Genomic DNA, 17430 nt, shown 5'->3' on the forward strand with positions numbered 1-17430 from the left:
TCCGCATGGCGCAGGCGGCGCCGTCCGCGGACGGACGCGGTGCCCTTCGGGGCGATGCGGTGGCGGGATCCCGCATTCGGGCCCGTCAGCGGGCACTGGGGCGCACCGCACCGCCGGTCGAGCGGGTCGAGTACCTGGCTGATGTCCGCCGGAAAAAAAGATCCTGATATCGGTGTGCGCGAAACGGCGGCTGCCGCGCCGGCAGCCGCCGTTTCGCGATGCTCCAGACCGGCGATCACCGGTAACAGCGAGGCCGGGCCGTACCCAGGCGGGTCGCTGTCCTTTCTGAAGTGGAGCTACTCGGCGGCAGCGTCGGCGACAGCGATCGAGTAATCGGGCTCGCATTTCTCCGAACCATCGATACCTCCAGGGTATCCACCCTTGCCGGAACGCTCATAGCTCTTGATCGCCCCAGGTGGTCCAATTGGCACAGGAACACGAAAGGAACATGCGAATCATGAGCGACGAGCGCAAGGTGCAGGAGGTCCTGGCGCGCTATGTCCGCGCCACCGACCGCCGCGACGGCACGACGCAGGGCGCCCTCTTCACCGACGACGCGACCGTGCAGATCTACGCCAAGACCGGACCCGACACCTACGAGGAGGTCGGCGAGCCGATCGTGGGCGGCGCGGGTGTGGAGTACGCGGTCGACCACTTCATGGCGCCGCACCCCGAGGGCGGCTCGAGCCACCACACCACGTCGGACCACCTCATCGAGGTGGACGGCGACTCGGCGCACCTGAACGCGCAGTTCGTGGTCTTCGAGGTGCGCGCCACCCCGCGCCCGGCAGGCGGCTGGCCGGAGGGCGTCTTCGGCGCTCAAGGCACCGTGCGGCCCCTCGAGTCCGGCTACTACGACACCGATCTGCGCCGCGTCGAAGGCGCGTGGAAGATCGTCAGGCACCGCATCCTGATGGACATGCCGATGGCGATCCCGGGGGCCGGAGCGTGAGAGCTGTCGTGTACCGCCGTTACGGCGGACCGGAAGTCCTGGAGCTCGCCGAGCTGCCGGAGCCGAAGACCCACGTGGACTCGGTCCTGATCCGGGTCAAGGCCGCCGGGCTGAACCGCGCGGACGCGGCGATCCAGGCCGGGGCCCTGGACGGCGCGGTGGAGACGTTCTTCCCGGTGGTTCCTGGCTGGGACGTCGCCGGCGTGGTGGAACGCTCAGGGCCCGGAGCGAAGGAGTTCGCACCGGGCGACGAGGTGGTCGCCTACGTCCGCGGTGACGTGCAGCGGGCGCACGGCGGCTTCTGCGAACTTCTCTCCGCGGACGTGCTGACGGTCGCGCACAAGCCGAGCACCATGTCCTTCACCGAGGCCGCGGGCCTGCCGCTGGCCGGCCTCACCGCCTTCCAGGGCGTGGTGCACGCACTGGGGGTGCAGCCAGGCGAAACGCTCCTGGTGCACGGGGCAGCCGGCGGTGTGGGATCGGTTGCCGTGCAGATCGCCCGTGCCCGGGGCGCCCGCGTCATCGGCACCGCCTCACCCGGCAACCATGACTACCTCCGTACGCTCGGGGCCGAAGCCATCGCGCACGGCGAGGGTCTGACCGACCGGGTGCTCAGCCTGGCCCCGAACGGTGTGGAGGCCGTGTTCGACACGGTCGGCCACGGGACCCTCGCCACGTCGGCGGCAGCCACGCGCCCCGGCGCCCGAGTCGCGTCCATCGCCGACCCAGGTGCCCCCGGCTCCACGGACGTCTTCGCACGGATGGATCGCGCCGACCTCGCGGCGGTCACCGCGCTTGCCGAGGCCGGCCTGCTCTCCGTACGCGTCGGCGCCGTCTTCTCCCTGGAGAAGGCAGCCGAGGCACAGCGGGCCTTCGCCGCCGGGGACATCAGCGGCAAGGTCGTCCTCGACATCGGCTGAGCCACGGCCCGGCGCCCCCCGCGCCCCCACGCCTCAAACGGCGCGACGCGTCCGGCGAACTCGGCCCCGTGGCCGTCGAGGCCCGTTCGGCAATCGAGCAGGTCGTGCCGGACCGGCAGCCGGACGCCGCGGCCGCGTTCCGAGCGGCGTGTCCCGGCGCGTCCCGCCGAACGGCCCGGCAGGGGGGACACCCGTCGGGCGGACGTCGGGTCGGAGGTTCCGGCCGGCAGCCCGGAGGGAGTCGAGCCGGCGCAGCAGGCGCGCTCCTTCCGGGGTCATGGTGTCCGGGTTGCGTGGGGGATCGGCCAAGAGCGGACATGCGCTGGAAGGCGTAGACGAGTGTGAGGGACGGATCGTCCGGTTCGGGCAGGCCCAGCTCGCGGAGCCGGTCTGCGGTCCATCGAGCAGCCCTCGGACGAGCGCGCCGGCCTCCGCGTCGAGGACACCGTCGGCGCGCGTTGTCGGATGTGGACGGGGACCCCACTGTCGCCCGCACTCATCAGCACGCGGCTGGGACGCGTGAAAAAGGGCGGAGCGGAAGGAACCTCCCGGCAGCCACTCCATCCGGTTCGGACGCACGCGACCGGTACGCTCCGCCGCTTCCGCCCGGTCTTCCTGAACACCTGGCCGGCAACCCCTCGACGAACCGCGCGAACGCCGCCCGCGGCACCGCAGGTCGAGCGAGTCCCTCGACGCCGCCGATTCGTCGAGCGGGTGACGAAGGCGTCCAGGTCCAGGCGGCCCTGTAGGCAGAGCTCGACGAGCACGGGGAAACTCGCGGGACGGGAGGCAGCCGCCGTACCAGCCGCGCGACGAGTGGTTCCACTCGGTCTTGTCGTCGGACTTCGAAATCACTCCTCCAGCGGCGGCATGACGTCGTCGTCGGTGAGCCGCGCGGCGACGGCTCAGGGAAACCCGGAATGTGACCGAACCGGGGCGCCCGGCATCATTCGGTGGGAATGATGTTGGGCCGGTCCACCACCTCTTCGACGACCGTCAGGGTCTGTGTCGATCTCACTCCCTGGATGCTCTGCAGCCTTTCGAATACAAAAGCGCGCAGGGCGTCCGTGTCGCGAACCCTCACGAGGAGCACGATGTCGAAGCCTCCCGTGAGGTATCCCGCGAACCGGACCTCGGGCAGGGCCGCCAGTTCACTGCTCATCTCCCGCCATCTGAACTGGCCGGCGGAGACCAGCACGAGAGCCGTGACTTCCAGGCCCAGCCTGTGTTCGTCGACATCAACCGTGAAGCTGCGGATCACTCCTGCCCGTTGAAGCCTCTCCAGACGTGAGTACACCGTGCCACGTGACACGTTCGCCTTTGCGGCCAGCTCGGATGCGGACAGGCGCCCGTCCGCGTTCAGTGCACGCAGCAGGGCCAGATCAATGTCGTCCAGGTCCACGCGGATTCCTCGGCATGCCTCAGAGGTCGAGGGTCAGGTGTTCGCCTCTGCATCGGGACACACAGACGAGCATGAGGTCGCCTCGCTCCTTCTCTTCGTCGGAGAGCACCTGGTCGCGGTGATCCACCGCACCTTCCAGGACCGCAGTCTCGCACGATCCGCAGATACCTTCGCGGCAGGTGGACGGAACCATGACCCCTGCTTCTTCCAGCGTTTCAAGGAGTGTCCTGTCAGCCGGAACCATGAGTTCCTTCTGGGTGCGAGCCAGTCGGACGCTGAACGCCCGGCCGCCGGACGCTGCGGCGGCGGCGCCGGCCGGTGAGCCGAACCGCTCCACACGCAGGCTGATGCCGGAGTACCCGGTGACCGAGGCCGTGAGTTCGTCCAGCAGCCCTGAGGGGCCGCAGGCGTACACCTGACCGCCCTGTGGAAGGGCGCCCAGCCATTCCGTCAAGACCGGTCGGCCTCGGTCCTTGGTCGTCCATATCTCGGCTGCGGGGCCCAGCGCTTCCACTTCGTCGAGAAAGGGTATCGAGTCTCGGTCGCGGCCGATGTACAGGAGCTGCCACGACGCGCCGGACGCCGCCAAGGACCGGGCCATGGGAAGCAGCGGAGTGATGCCGATCCCTCCTGCTACCAGGAGGCAGGCGGGGGCGGTGGTCAGTGCGAAGGCGTTGCGGGGCGGCGCCGCTTCCAGGCGGGCGCCTGTCATGAGCTCTTCGACGAGGAATGCCGAGCCGCCGCGCGACTGAGCGGCCCTGCGTACGCCGAAACGCCATGTGGATCGGTCGGCGGGGTCACCGCACAGTGAGTAGGACCTGCGAAACGTTCGCCCGGCGTGATCGAACGTGAGATCGACATGCGCTCCGGGGGTCCATGGAGGCAGCTCGCCGCCCTTTTCACGCCCGACGGTGATGATCGCCGTGTCACCGCTGGATCTGTCGATGTCGAGAACGCGCAGCGGGACGGCAGGCGCGGAGTGAGCGGCAACGGCCAGAGCGCCGACCGACGGTCCGGACGCGTTTCCGAGCCTGACCTTCAACTGGGTCGGACCTCGGAACTCCCACCCCCGGATCACCGGTTCTTCGGCGAGCTGGATGGCCGGGTAGGCCGTGAGGAGCTCTTCCAGCGCCGTGTGTGCCTGAGCACGTGCCAACATGGAGCCCACACATGCGTGCACCCCCGCGCTGAAGGACAGATGCTGGTTGTGCCCACGCAGCAGACGGAACTCGTCCGGCTCGTCCCAGTGCGTGGGGTCCCGGTTCGCGGACGCGAGGACGGCGAGGACGAGCGACCCCTCGTCCAGGAGCTGCCCCGCAACGCGGGTCGGCTTGGTCACCCGCCTGGTGACGGTTCCCACCGGAGCGCCGATCCGGAGAGCCTCCTCGATCAGGCGGGCGATCATGGTCTTGTCCCGGTCGATCTCCTGACGGACGGCAGGATCGGTCAGGTAGGCGATGAGGGCGTGCCCGAACAGGTCTCGCGGCTCCTGCATGCCGCCGATGATCAGCAGCTTGGTCGTTGCGGCGATCTCTTCGAACGTGGCACCGCTCGCCGTGAGGCCCGCCAGCAAAGTGCCCGGCTTCGGGCCGAGTCGCAGCCGGTCGCGCAGCATGTCGTCCACGGCGGCGCTTGCCTCGTCCGCTCGCCGCTGCTTGTCCGGGTCACGCTCGTAGTTGGCGGCGCCAGCGGCGATCCCGTCCACCCATTCCGTAAACACCGCGACGGGCATCTCGGGCAGCCCGGTCACCCTCTGCAGGACTCGAACAGCGAGGGTCTGGGCGAATCCGGTGACGAGGTCCACCACCTCGCCGGGACGGAATTCCGCGAGCAGACCGCGGACAGTGTCCCGGATGGCACCTTCCATGGTCCGTTTGATCACCGAGGGGCGCAGGCCTTCCGTCAACGGCGCGCGCAGACGATCGTGATACGCGCCGTCGCTGTGCAGGAGGTTCGGTCCGATCGACTGTGACAGAGGGGAGTCATGGACCGCGGCGCTGAATGTCTCGGCGTCGCGGCATATGCGGTGGACGTCGTCCCACCTCGTGATCAGATAGGCATGGGCCGCGGGAACCCACGCGACTGGCTCCTCGTCGCGGAGGCGCTGGTAGATGGTGAACGGGTCGTCGTCGAGGGCTTCGATCGTGATGGCCGCACCGAGCGAAGCCCGCTTGGCCGACCCGGTCGTGGAAGTCGGGGTCCTCATGGCGCAAGAGTGACCGCTGATGGACCGATCGAGCCGCGGAGCCCCTCAGTGATGATCGATCGGCTGAATTCTCCGCGAAGCGCTGAACGATCGTTCCGTATGGGCCGCGTTCTTCTGCACAAGCGGCAAGCAACCCCTGGGGACGGAGCACATCCGGCCGTCCGCGGGCGCCGGATGCCCTCAGACCTCCCGGTCGTCCGCCGGGCGCCTCCCACCCGGTGCGCGGTGGCCACGGCGGTAGGCCGGGGCCCGTCCCCCGGCGCGTGCGTGCGCTTCGAGCGGCGGAAGGGAACGAGTCTCGACCACAGTCGAAAGAATCACCACGCTCATGGAGCGCGCGATGTTCGGTGAGCGGTTGATGTCCAGCAGCGCCTGCTGGAGCTCCTCCTGGCTGCGGGCGGCCATCCGGCACAGGACGTCACCCGTTCCCGTGGTGGCGAAGGCTTCCACGACGGAGGGATGGCCCTCCAGCTCGCCCTGGACGGCGTCCAGGGCGCCTTGCGCGATCTCCAGCGTCACGAAGGCCTGCACGGTGTAGCCGGCGGCGCGCAGATCGACGTCCGGCCCGTAACCGGTGACGATGCCCGCGCTCTCCAGTTTGTGGATGCGCGCCTGAACGGTCGCTCGTGCCACACCGGTCAGCCGGGACACTTCCAGATGTCCGGCCCGGGGGTGATCCCTGAGCGTCTTCAGCAGGGCCACATCGAGTTCGTCGAACACGGCAAGTCACCCTCGTTCCCCATCGAAGTGCATGAGCTATGCGCTCTGTATAGCACTGTGCTGGCTTGGATAGCAGAAATGAGCACCTTGTCTAGCGAGAACTGGACATGTTGCACATCGACCAGCTCTTGGACTCATACTCCCGGCCATCCCTCACCGCATCGTCGTATCCAGCCAACGGAGGAACCATGAGCCTTGAGCAGAACCTCACCGATCAGGAGCGTCTGGCCAACCTCGGTCTCGACGAGCTGAAGCAACTGGTCGGCCTCGTCTCGTACGACGACTCGGCCGACCCCTTTCCGGTGACCGGGTGGGACGCCGTGGAGTGGGTGGTCGGCAACGCCACACAGTCGGCGCACTTCTTCCAGTCGGCGCTGGGCATGGAGCTGGTGGCCTACTCGGGTCCGGAGACGGGCAACCGTGACCACCACGCGTACGTGCTCAAGAGCGGTGCCGTGAGGTTCGTCGTCAAGGGCGCTGTCACGCCTGGCAGCCCGCTGCTCGACCACCACCGCCGCCGTGGGGACGGAGTCGTCGACATCGCCCTGGAGGTGCCGGACGTCGACCGCTGCGTCGAGCACGCCCGGGCCCAGGGCGCCACCGTGGTGGAGGAACCCCACGATGTCAGCGACGAGCACGGGACGCTCCGGGTCGCGGCCATCGCCACCTACGGCGACACCAGGCACAGTCTGGTGGACCGTTCCCGCTACCAGGGCCCCTACCGGCCCGGCTACGGGGCGCGGGCCTCGTCCTACACCAAGCGTCCGGACGCGCCGAATCGCCTCTTCCAGGCCCTGGACCACGTGGTGGGCAACGTGGAGATGGGCCGTATGGACGAGTGGGTCGACTTCTACCACCGCGTCATGGGCTTCACCAACATGGCGGAGTTCATCGGGGACGACATCGCGACGGAGTACTCGGCGCTGATGTCGAAGGTGGTGGCCAACGGCAACCACCGGGTCAAGTTCCCGCTGAACGAGCCGGCCGTCGGCAGGAAGAAGAGCCAGATCGACGAATACCTGGAGTTCTACCAGGGCCCCGGCGCCCAGCATCTGGCCCTGGCGACGAACGACATCCTGCGTACCGTCGACTGCCTGCGCGCGGAGGGCGTCGAGTTCCTCGCCACGCCGGACTCCTACTACGAGGACCCGCAGTTGCGGGCGCGTATCGGTGAAGTGCGGGTGCCCATCGAGGAGTTGCAGAAGCGCGGCATCCTCGTCGACCGCGACGAGGACGGCTACCTCCTGCAGATCTTCACCAAGCCGATCGGCGACCGGCCCACGGTCTTCTTCGAGTTCATCGAGCGTCACGGCTCGCTCGGCTTCGGCAAGGGCAACTTCCGGGCGCTCTTCGAGGCCCTGGAGCGCGAGCAGGAGCGGCGCGGAAACTTCTAGCCGCCCAGGTCACGATACGACACCTCCTGCGAGGAGCATCTGATGGCTCATTACCTCAGCGTCGGGAACCTCCCGCGCAAGCGCCACACCCAGCACCGCGGCCCGGCGGGCACGCTGTACTACGAGGAGCTGATGGGCGAGGAGGGCTTCTCCTCGAACTCATCCCTGCTGTACCACGTCGGTATCCCGTCGGCTCTCACCGACGCCCGGCCGTGGGAACTGCCCGATCACTCGACCATCGCCAACCAGCCCCTCCTGCCACGGCATCTGCGGCTCCACGACCTCTTTCCCGGGCAGGCAGGGAAGTCCGTCGACGCGGTGACCGGTCGGCGCCTGGTCCTTGGCAACGATGACGTGCGGATCGCCTACGTTGCCGCCGACCGGCCCTCTCCGCTGTACCGGAACGCGACCGGCGACGAGTGCGTCTTCGTGGAGTCGGGCTCAGGGACGGTGGAAACAGTCTTCGGCGACCTGCGGGTGGGAGCCGGCGACTACGTGATCCTGCCCCGGGCCACCACACACCGGTGGGTGCCCCACGGCCCGTACCCCCTGTGGCTGTACGTGATCGAGGCGAACAGCCACATCACCCCGGCAAGGCGGTTCCTGTCGCATCACGGGCAGTTCCTGGAGCACGCGCCGTACTGCGAGCGCGACCTGCGGGTGCCCGCCGACCCGCGCGTGGTGGAGGAGCAGGACGTCGAGGTCTACGTCAAGCACCGCGGATCCGGTCCCGGCGGGCTGGCAGGAACCGTGCACGTCGTGCCGGACCACCCCTTCGACGTGGTCGGGTGGGACGGGTGTCTCTACCCGTACGCGCTCAACATCTCGGACTACGAGCCGATCACCGGGCGCATCCACCAGCCGCCGCCGGCCCACCAGGTCTTCGAGGGGGCGGGCTTCGTCATCTGCAACTTCGTGCCCCGCAAGGTGGACTACCACCCGCTGGCCGTCCCCGTGCCCTACTACCACTCCAACGTCGACTCCGACGAGGTGATGTTCTACGTCGGCGGTGACTACGAGGCCCGCAAGGGATCCGGAATCGGTCCCGGCTCGGTGTCCCTGCACCCGGGAGGCCACGCGCACGGACCTCAGCCCGGCGCCGTCGAGCGCAGTCTGGGGGCCGAGTTCTTCGACGAGCTGGCGGTCATGGTCGACACGTTCCGACCGCTGGAACTGGGTGAGGTCGGTCAGGCCGCCGACGACGGGGTGTACGCCTGGTCCTGGTCTCAGGGGCAGGTGTCGCCATGACGCCCTCGTCCACCCCCGCACACCTGGCTCCCGCGCAGGAGCCTCTGCCGGGACATTTCCGCGGACTCTTCGACGACGCGGCGCTGTTCCCACCCGGAAACGCCCCCATGACCACGGCGGTCACGCGTCACTTCGAGCACCGGACAGCCTGGTACGGCCCCATGGTGGGGCCCTTCGTCTGCACCGACCGCCGGTGGCGCGAACTGGCTTACGGACTCGCCGTGCCGGGTCCCATGTTGCCGTTGTCGCTGGTGGTGCGGGAGTGGGAGGCGCTGCCCGAGACGCCGGCCGCCGTACGGGCCCATCCGCGAGTCCGGCTTGAGGCGGTGGAGTTCCTGCTGGAACCCGCGCACTCGGGCTACGGTCCGGCGTACTTCGCCGCCGAGCTGCCCCGCACAGCGACCGTCTACGCCGAGGTGCCCCTTGGTGCGGAAGTGCCCGCGGACGTGCGGATGGCAGCCGAGGCCGGGTGGCGCGTCAAGTTCCGTACGGGCGGTACCGAGCCAGGGGCCTTCCCCAGCGAGTCGGCCCTGGCCAAGGGTCTGGTGCAGGCCGTTCGGGCGGGAGTTCCCTTCAAGCTCACCGCGGGCCTGCACCAGGCCATCCGCCACACCGGCGCCGCCACCGGGTTCGAGCATCACGGCTTCCTCAACGCACTCGCGGCCACCGCCGCGGCCGGTGACGGCGCGGACGCACACACCGTCGCCCGCGTACTGGCCGACAGAACGGCCGACAGGGTTCGAGCCGCCTGCACACCGGCCCGCCTCGCCGCCGCACGCACCTGGTTCACCTCCTTCGGCACCTGCAGCATCGACGAACCCATGACCGGCCTCGGCGCTCTGACACTGATCGGAAAGGACTGACATGCCGACCCGCCCGACCACACGGCCGAGCCGCTCATGGGTGCCCATGCGCCCGGACCACCCCTTCGGACCGCAGACCCTGCCGTACGGCTCGTTCACCGGACCTGACAGCCTGCCGCACGTCGGTGTGGCGATCGGGGACCACATCCTGGATGTGACGGTGGCCTGGCGGATGCTGGCCGTCACCGACGAGGACCTCTTCGCCGCGGGCTCACTCGACCGGTTCCTCGCGGCCGGCCCGGCGACCTGGAGCCACGTCCGGACCGCACTCATCGAGTGGCTCTGCGACGCCTCGTACCGGGAATCCGTATCCCCGTTCCTGCTGCCCGCCCACGACGTGTCGATGCTGCTGCCGTTCACGGTCGCGGACTACGCCGACTTCTACGCCTCCGAACACCATGCCGCGAATCTGGGCAGGATGTTCCGGCCCGGTTCAAAACCCCTGACGCCGAACTGGAAGCACATGCCGATCGGCTATCACGGCCGGGCCGGGACCGTCGTGGTGTCCGGCACCCCGGTGATCCGCCCCCGAGGGCAGCGGCGCTCCGCGGCGGGGGACGTCACCGTCGGGCCCAGCCTGCGGCTGGATATCGAAGCGGAACTCGGCTTCGTCGTCGGCGTGCCGACCGCCATGGGGGAGACCGTCGCCCTCGACGACTTCGACAGCCACGTCTTCGGAGTCTGCCTGGTCAACGACTGGTCGGCCCGCGACCTTCAGGCCTGGGAGTACGTCCCGCTCGGGCCGTTCCTCGGCAAGTCCTTCGCCACGTCCGTCTCGCCCTGGGTCGTCCCGCTGTCCGCTCTCCGGTCGGCACGCGTCGCTCCCCCGCCCCGGGATCCGAAACCGGTCCCCTACCTCGACGACAGCCAGGAGGCCGCCTGGGGCCTGGACGTACGGCTGGAGGTCGCTCTCAACGGGACCACGATCAGTGAGCCGGGTTTCGCCCAGATGTACTGGACGGCAGCGCAGCAGCTCGCCCACATGACGGTCAACGGCGCCCGACTGCGCACCGGGGACCTCTTCGCTTCGGGCACCATCAGCGGCCCCACCAAGGACAGCCGCGGTTCCCTCATCGAGCTGACGTGGAACGGTCTCGAACCCCTGACCGTGCCCGGAGGCCGCCGCACCTTTCTGGAGGACGGCGACGAGGTGGTCATCACCGCCACCGCTCCCGGCCCGGCCGGCACCCGTGTCGGCCTGGGCGAGGTCAGAGGCACCGTGCTGCCACCGCCGGCACCGCCCGCCCGGTCAGGGGCACCATCCGCCCATGAAGGGACCCGATAGTGGACAAGGTTGTTTCCTCCGCCGGTGAAGCCATCGCCGGCATCGGCCACCGGGCGTCCTTGGCGGTGGGCGGATTCGGACTCTGCGGAATCCCCAGCGCACTGATCCACGCCCTGCACGAGGCGGGTGTGGGCGATCTGGAGATCGTCTCCAACAACTGCGGTGTGGACGACTGGGGCCTGGGGATTCTGCTCCGTGACCGCCGCATCCGCAGGGTCGTCGCTTCGTACGTGGGAGAGAACAAGGAGTTCGCACGGCAGTACCTGGCTGGCGAGCTGGAGGTCGAGCTCACCCCGCAGGGCACCCTCGCGGAACGACTGCGGGCCGGCGGCGCGGGCATCCCCGGCTTCTACACCCTCACCGGCACCGGCACGCAGGTCGCCGACGGCGGCCTGCCGTGGCGCTACCACCCCGACGGCAGCGTCGCCGTGGCCTCCCCGCCCAAGGAGACCAGGGACTTCCACATCGAGGGGAACACCCGCAGCTACGTGCTGGAGGAAGCCATCGTCGCCGACTTCGGCCTCGTCCGGGCCTGGAAGGGCGACCGCCACGGCAACCTCGTGTTCCGCCGCAGCTCCCGGAACTTCAACCCCCTGTGTGCCATGGCCGGACGCGTCACCATCGCCGAGGTCGAGCATCTGGTGGAGCCCGGTGAACTGGCCCCGGACGCGATCCACCTCCCCGGCATCTACGTCCATCGCGTCCTGCCCCTCACACCCGAACAGGCTGGAGACAAACGCATCGAGCGCCGCACCAACAGGCAGCGCCCGGCCCCGGACGGGCTGTCCGCGGCGGGCGACGCCCCACAGGACAGGAGACCGTGACCGTGACCTTGACCCGAGAGCAGATGGCCGCCCGTGCCGCCCGGGAACTCCGTGACGGCGCCTACGTCAACTTGGGCATCGGCCTGCCCACACTCGTACCGAATCACATCGCCGAAGACATCGAGATCGTGCTGCACTCGGAGAACGGCATCCTGGGCGTCGGCGCCTACCCGTACGAGGGAGACGAGGACCCCGACCTGATCAACGCCGGCAAGGAGACCGTCAGTGTGCGCCGGGGCGCCTCCTTCTTCGATTCGGCGACGTCCTTCGGGATGATCCGCGGCGGCAAGGTCGACACCGCGATCCTCGGCGCCATGCAGGTCTCCGCCGACGGCGACATCGCCAACTGGGTGATCCCCGGCAAGATGGTCAAGGGCATGGGCGGGGCCATGGACCTCGTCCACGGAGCCAAAAAGGTCATCGTGCTCATGGAGCACACCTCCAAGGGCGGCGCCCACAAGGTCGTCCGGGAGTGCTCCCTGCCGCTGACCGGCCGCCGCGTCGTCCAACGGATCATCACCGATCTCTGCGTCTTCGACGTCACCGCCTCCGGGCTCGTCCTGCGCGAACTCGCCCCCGGTGTCACGGTCGACGAGGTCCGGACCCTGACGGAACCGGACTTCGCCGCCTGCCTCGGCTGACTCCGCCCGGGAGCACGCCCCCAGGTCCCTTTCCCCTTTGCCTTCTCTGCCCGCCCTTTGAAGAGGAATCATGAAAAACCTGCTTGCCCAATTCGAGAACGAAGCACCAGAGATCGTCTTCGAGTGGAACGACTCCGAAACGCCCGCCAAGGGGTGGGTCGTGATCAACTCTCTGCGCGGTGGCGCCGCCGGAGGCGGAACGCGTATGCGCCAGGGACTGGACCGCCGCGAGGTCGAGTCCCTGGCGAAGACCATGGAGATCAAGTTCACCGTGGCGGGACCGCCGATCGGCGGAGCGAAGTCCGGTATCGACTTCGATCCTTCGGACCCCCGCAAGCATGAGGTGCTGCGCCGCTGGTACAAGGCGGTCACCCCGCTGCTGAAGGAGTACTACGGCACCGGCGGTGACCTGAACGTCGACGAGATGCAGGATGTCGTGCCGATCACAGAAAGCCACGGACTGTGGCATCCGCAGGAAGGAGTGGTCAACGGCCATTTCGGAGGAGGCACACGAGAACTCATCCAGCGCGTCGGCCAGCTCCGCGAGGGCGTGTCCAAAGCCGTCGAGGACCCGCGCTTCACCCCCGACGCGCTGCGCAGGTACACCGTGGCCGACCTCGTCACAGGCTGGGGCGTGGCAGAGTCCGTGCGGCACTACTACGCCACCTACGGCGGTGACATCACAGACAAGCGCGTCATCGTCCAGGGCTGGGGCAATGTCGGGGCCGCCGCCGCCTACTACGCGGCGCAACAGGGCGCGCGCGTGGTCGGCGTGATCGACCGCAACGGCGGGGTGGTCAACCCCGACGGATACAACTTCTTCGAGATCCGCGAACTGTTCCTGGCCAGAGACGGCAACACGCTGCGAGCCGACGGCCTCGTGCCCTTCGGTGACATCAACACAACCATCTGGGACACGGGCGCGGAGATCTTCCTGCCGTGCGCCGCCTCACGCCTGGTCGACCAGGAGCAGGTCGATCGTCTGGCCGCTCACGGCCTGGAAGTCATCGCCAGTGGCGCCAACGTGCCCTTCGCCGACGCGGAGATCTTCTACGGACCGGTCTACGAACACGCGGACCACAGCGTCGCCGTCATTCCGGACTTCATCGCGAACTGCGGCATGGCCCGCACCTACGCCCTTCTGATGCAGAACGACCTCGAGATCACCGACGAGGCGATCTTCAACGACGTGTCATCCACGATCGCCACCGCACTGCGTCAGTGCCACGCACGCTCACAGGCACCCGTCCGAGTCGCCGGCACCGCCTTCGAGATCGCCCTCAACCAGCTCCTGTGAGCCAGGCGCCCGCCGACCCGGGAACTCAGCCACGACGAAATCCCAGTACGTGAGGCACCAGGCACGGAACCTCCCACGACCGTGCGCACCCCGGCCGTCTCGCGGCCCCTCCCAGGCCACCCCTGATGTTGTCGATCGACTGGCCGTCGACATGGGCAGTCCGTCCGGACCTGAGCGGCCTGACCCCCGGCGGCGCCCTGCTGGGGAAGCGGACACGCCTTCGCGGCAATCCCGCAGCAAAGGCCGACAATGATCCTGCTCAATGCGCCCGCCACCGAGGTCGACGTCCTGACCCGGCTGGTGCGCGCGACAACCTTCATCCACACCGGTGTCGACCTCAAGCACTCCGGCCTCTTCCTCGAAGGGCACCGGCGGCCGCCGCGCCACCCGGACCGCCGGCCGCAACCTCCTGCTCCACATGACTCCCTACGGCATCCGGACCAGGGCAGAGAAAGAGGACTGGGTCTCCGTCATCACCGCGATGGAAGCGCGGTCCTGGCCCTGACGCGGGGCTCGGACCGCTGTTCCGGGTGGCGGTCCCGGTGCGGATGCCTGTCTCCAGTGCCCGGTCGGAAGCGCGGGTGCCTCGTCGTATCCGCTCTCCCAGCCCGACATGGCATCGAACCGCCCGTGACAAGCATCCGGTTCACTCCGTCCGCCACCAGTCGCGCAGCCGGTCCGCCTCGGCCGCAGCCTGGGCACGCCCTGCCTCGGCCGCGCGTGCGGTGGCCGACGGATCCGCCATGGTCCGGATGCCTTTGGCCAGCGACGCGCGGCTCCTCTCGTCCGGGACCACCGTGACCACCTCGGCGCCCGTCTTCCGCACGAGGGCCGTCTCGACGTCCAGGGACGGCATGACCACCGGAGCCAGTACGAGGACTCTGCCCGCGCGTTCCGGCGGCGAAGTGATCAGATCGACGTTGGTGCAGGACCGTGCGCCGCCGTCCACCCATGTCCGCCCGCCGAGGAGAACGGGGGCCACGGCCCCGGGCGCGGCCGTGGACGTGGCGACCCCGGTCGCGGGCGTCAGCCCGTCGCCCTGCTGCCACACCCGTGGCCGGCCGGTCGCGGCGTCGACGCAGACCATCCGCAGCAGGCGCGGCCAGGGGGTGTCCGGTAGCCACTGCGCCCACTCGGCCGCGACCTCGTCGGCGGCCCGGGGCGGTATGCCCTTCGCGGCGGCCTGTGCCACCTGCCGGATCTCCTCCTCGGTGGGATGTCCGCCTCCCGCGGTCCGGCCCACGCGGGCCAGCAGAGCGGGATCCGTGCCATGAGACTGACGGGAGTGCCACAGGGCCCGGTCGCGCATGGCGTCGAGGAAGTCGCTGAGCGGCTCCCCGCTCGACAACCAGGTGCCCAGCGCTGCGCCCGCGGAGGTCCCCAGGATCTCCGTGGCCGCCCGCACATCCACCCGCCGGTGCAGCAGCCCCTCACTCAGCCCGCCGAGCCATGCCGCCCCCACTGGGCCGCCCCCGCCCAATACCAGTGTCCGCATCAGTGATCCTCACTTGTTGGCTTTTGACTGCCCGTTGATATATATGTGCCGCCTGATACATGTATGCCGCTCCTGCGGCGCGTACGGTGCTCGCGGTCGGCCGTCCAGGTCCGGCCCTTCTCACCCGGGGCCGATGCCTCGTGCGTGTCGCTTCGGCGAGAGGCGGCGCGGACCGGTCGGCTCGCGGCACGGCCGTGCGTCAGGCGAGGGGCGACCGCAGGGGCGGAACCGTCGGAACTTCGGACGCGTTCTCGATCTCGTCCGCGGTCATCCTGAAGCCGTCGGGATAAGCGTCGCGGCTGCTGCGCCGGGCCGGTTCGCTCGTCCGCCACATGTACAGGCACCGCCCGCACTGCAGCACGTCCCAGACGCCCGGGACGGGCGAGGCGAAGATGTGCTCGACGGTTTCGTCCGCACATCGCGGGCACACACGCGGGGGAGCGGTCATGTCGTGCTCCGATTTCCGGGGAGTCAAGGGGTGTCCGAGGTCAGCCGCGGTCAGCGAGCCGCTGGAGCCGGTCGAGCCACTCGGCCGCCTCCGGCAGATCGCGCACCTGGTTGCCGTAGTGGCCGCGGTCGTCGGGAGGGACCGGGGTGGTCGCGTCCATGATGAGCTTGTCGACCAGGCCCGGTGACTGGGCCTGGGGGGCGAGTTGCATGACGGGAAGGTTGGGGACGGTGATCAGGTCCCCGGAGGGGTTCATCTTGGTGGACAGCGCCCACATCACCTGGGGCAGGTTGAAGGGGTCGACGTCCTCGTCCACGACGATCACGGTCGAGGCGTAGCCGAGGCCGTGGGGCGTCGTGAGCACTCGCATGCCGACCGCCTTGGCGAAGCCCCCGTACCGCTTCTTCGTGGAGACGATGACGACCAGCCCGTGCGTGTACATGGCGTTGACCGCCTGCACCTCGGGAAAGTCGGCCTTCAGTTGCTGGTACAGGGGTACGCAGGTGTTCGCCGCGATCAGGTAGTCGCACTCGGTCCACGGCATGCCGAGGAAGAGGTGTTCGAAGACGGGGTCGGTGCGGTGGGAGATGCGGTCGACCCGGATCACCGGCATGCTCCGGCCACCTGAGTAGTGGCCGGTGAACTCGCCGAAGGGACCCTCGATCTCCCGCCTGCGGCCCTCGACGACGCCTTCGATGACGACCTCGCTGCCCCAGGGCACCGGCAGCCCGGTCAGTGGCGCCCTCGCGATCGGCGCGGGCGCCCCGCGCAGCGCACCGGCGAGTTCGTACTCGTTCTCCTCGTACAGCATCGGCGTCGACGCGACGATGGAGATCACCGGGTCGTTACCGAGCGCGATGGCCACGGGGAGGTCCTCGCCCCTTTCCTCGGCCGTGCGCAGGTGCAGCGCGATGTCGTGCACCGGAACCGGTTGCAGGGCCAGCTTCCGGCGGCCCTTGACCTCGATGCGGTAGATGCCGACGTTCTGCTTGCCGCTGTGCTCCGGGTCGTCGGGGTCCTTCGAGACGACGGCGGCCTTGTCGATGTAGAAGCCGCCGTCGCCGTCGTTGAGCCGGATCAGTGGAAGCACCTGGAAGATGTCGACGTCGTCGCCCTCCAGGGTGTTCTCCGCCCACAGGGGGTTCTCACGCCACTCCGGTTCGACGGGGAACCGCTCCCAGCGGCGGATGAACTCCTCCACCTGCTCCTTCGTCCCGGTCTTCTTGGGGAGACCGAGGGCAAGCGCGTGATTGGCCCACGAACCGTGCACGTTCATGGCGATGCGGGCGTTCGTGAAGCCCCTGATGTTGTCGAAGTACAGGGCCGGAGCCGCATCACCCAGACGTGGCACGGCGTTTGCGGCGGCCGCGACGTCCGGCTCCGGCAGCACCTCGTCGGTGATGCGGAGGAGCTGGCCCTGCCCGTCCAGCGCGTCGAGGAAGCCGCGCAGGTCGTCATGAGGCATACGGAGTCCATTCACCCGAGGAATCGGGGCAGAGAGCGGGGCCCGTGCCGCGGGCGGCGCGGATACCGGCCCAGCGCCTCACGGCCGGTGCGGGCAGGTCGTTACGTCAGGGATGCGCGAGGTGACGTGGCTGACCGTGTCCTTCGCCGACCGCGGGGCTGTGGAGAGCGGTACGTGCGGCGCTGTCCGCGGCTCGGCCGAGTGCGGGAGAACTCGTCCCGCCGCAGCAGAGCAGGACCCCGGGCACGGCACCCGCCGTACCTGGTACGC

The 17430-nt window shown here is 69.1% G+C and carries 15 protein-coding genes; 9 read left to right on the forward strand and 6 right to left on the reverse strand.

Features of this window, described 5'->3' with window-relative positions; all coding sequences use genetic code 11:
* Nucleotides 1-457 precede the first annotated feature (457 nt).
* Both IE313_RS20080 and IE313_RS20085 read left to right on the forward strand, forming a co-directional pair.
* A complete protein-coding gene (locus IE313_RS20080) occupies nt 458-952 on the forward strand; it encodes a nuclear transport factor 2 family protein (protein WP_229924796.1) in 495 nt (164 codons plus the stop codon).
* A complete protein-coding gene (locus IE313_RS20085; protein ID WP_189934163.1) occupies nt 949-1872 on the forward strand; it encodes an NADP-dependent oxidoreductase in 924 nt (307 codons plus the stop codon). Before IE313_RS20080 ends, IE313_RS20085 begins: the two co-directional genes overlap by 4 nt.
* Nucleotides 1873-2818: 946 nt before the next feature.
* On the opposite strand, the gene IE313_RS20090 is transcribed toward IE313_RS20085, so the two are convergent.
* The 3 genes from IE313_RS20090 to IE313_RS20100 form a co-directional block, all read right to left on the reverse strand.
* A complete protein-coding gene (locus IE313_RS20090) occupies nt 2819-3274 on the reverse strand; it encodes an Lrp/AsnC family transcriptional regulator (protein WP_189934165.1) in 456 nt (151 codons plus the stop codon).
* A gap of 19 nt (nt 3275-3293) precedes the next feature.
* Complete coding sequence (locus IE313_RS20095) at nt 3294-5480, reverse strand: cytochrome P450 (protein WP_189934167.1); 2187 nt, start codon at nt 5478-5480, stop codon at nt 3294-3296.
* A gap of 180 nt (nt 5481-5660) precedes the next feature.
* The gene (locus IE313_RS20100; protein WP_189934169.1) at nt 5661-6200 is read right to left on the reverse strand and encodes an Lrp/AsnC family transcriptional regulator; all 540 of its coding nucleotides are present in this window, start codon (nt 6198-6200) and stop codon (nt 5661-5663) included.
* A gap of 188 nt (nt 6201-6388) precedes the next feature.
* Between IE313_RS20100 and hppD the strand changes: the two genes are divergently transcribed.
* The 7 genes from hppD to IE313_RS20135 all read left to right on the forward strand — a co-directional run bounded on the left by hppD (nt 6389) and on the right by IE313_RS20135 (nt 13752).
* On the forward strand, nt 6389-7594 hold the full coding sequence (hppD, locus tag IE313_RS20105) for a 4-hydroxyphenylpyruvate dioxygenase (protein WP_189934171.1): 1206 nt from the start codon (nt 6389-6391) through the stop codon (nt 7592-7594).
* A gap of 42 nt (nt 7595-7636) precedes the next feature.
* Nucleotides 7637-8842 (forward strand): homogentisate 1,2-dioxygenase, encoded by a 1206-nt coding sequence (locus IE313_RS20110; RefSeq protein WP_189934173.1) that lies wholly within the window; start codon nt 7637-7639, stop codon nt 8840-8842.
* Entirely contained in the window at nt 8839-9705 is an 867-nt protein-coding gene (locus tag IE313_RS20115; protein ID WP_229924797.1) for a hypothetical protein, read from the forward strand. Before IE313_RS20110 ends, IE313_RS20115 begins: the two co-directional genes overlap by 4 nt.
* Before the next feature lies 1 nt (nt 9706).
* Nucleotides 9707-10990 carry a fumarylacetoacetase gene (gene fahA / locus IE313_RS20120; protein WP_189934175.1) on the forward strand — a complete coding sequence of 428 codons (1284 nt, stop codon included), beginning with the start codon at nt 9707-9709 and terminating at the stop codon, nt 10988-10990.
* Nucleotides 10990-11814, forward strand: a complete 825-nt coding sequence (locus IE313_RS20125) for a CoA transferase subunit A (RefSeq protein ID WP_189934177.1) — start codon at nt 10990-10992, stop codon at nt 11812-11814. Before fahA ends, IE313_RS20125 begins: the two co-directional genes overlap by 1 nt.
* A gap of 2 nt (nt 11815-11816) precedes the next feature.
* Nucleotides 11817-12455 carry a CoA transferase subunit B gene (locus tag IE313_RS20130; RefSeq protein WP_229924798.1) on the forward strand — a complete coding sequence of 213 codons (639 nt, stop codon included), beginning with the start codon at nt 11817-11819 and terminating at the stop codon, nt 12453-12455.
* A gap of 70 nt (nt 12456-12525) precedes the next feature.
* Entirely contained in the window at nt 12526-13752 is a 1227-nt protein-coding gene (locus IE313_RS20135; protein WP_189934179.1) for a Glu/Leu/Phe/Val dehydrogenase dimerization domain-containing protein, read from the forward strand.
* Nucleotides 13753-14398: 646 nt separating this feature from the next.
* Here the strand turns inward: IE313_RS20135 and IE313_RS20140 are convergent.
* The 3 genes from IE313_RS20140 to IE313_RS20150 all read right to left on the reverse strand — a co-directional run bounded on the left by IE313_RS20140 (nt 14399) and on the right by IE313_RS20150 (nt 17160).
* Nucleotides 14399-15247: a patatin-like phospholipase family protein gene (locus IE313_RS20140; RefSeq protein ID WP_189934181.1), complete on the reverse strand. Its 849-nt coding sequence runs from the start codon at nt 15245-15247 to the stop codon at nt 14399-14401.
* Nucleotides 15248-15446: 199 nt separating this feature from the next.
* Nucleotides 15447-15695, reverse strand: coding sequence for a non-oxidative hydroxyarylic acid decarboxylases subunit D (locus IE313_RS20145; protein ID WP_189934183.1), 249 nt, complete (start codon nt 15693-15695; stop codon nt 15447-15449).
* Between the two features lie 40 nt (nt 15696-15735).
* Nucleotides 15736-17160: a non-oxidative hydroxyarylic acid decarboxylases subunit C gene (locus tag IE313_RS20150; RefSeq protein WP_189934185.1), complete on the reverse strand. Its 1425-nt coding sequence runs from the start codon at nt 17158-17160 to the stop codon at nt 15736-15738.
* Nucleotides 17161-17430: the final 270 nt, after the last annotated feature.

The organism is Streptomyces sulfonofaciens (assembly GCF_014656295.1).
Lineage (GTDB): Bacteria > Actinomycetota > Actinomycetes > Streptomycetales > Streptomycetaceae > Streptomyces > Streptomyces sulfonofaciens.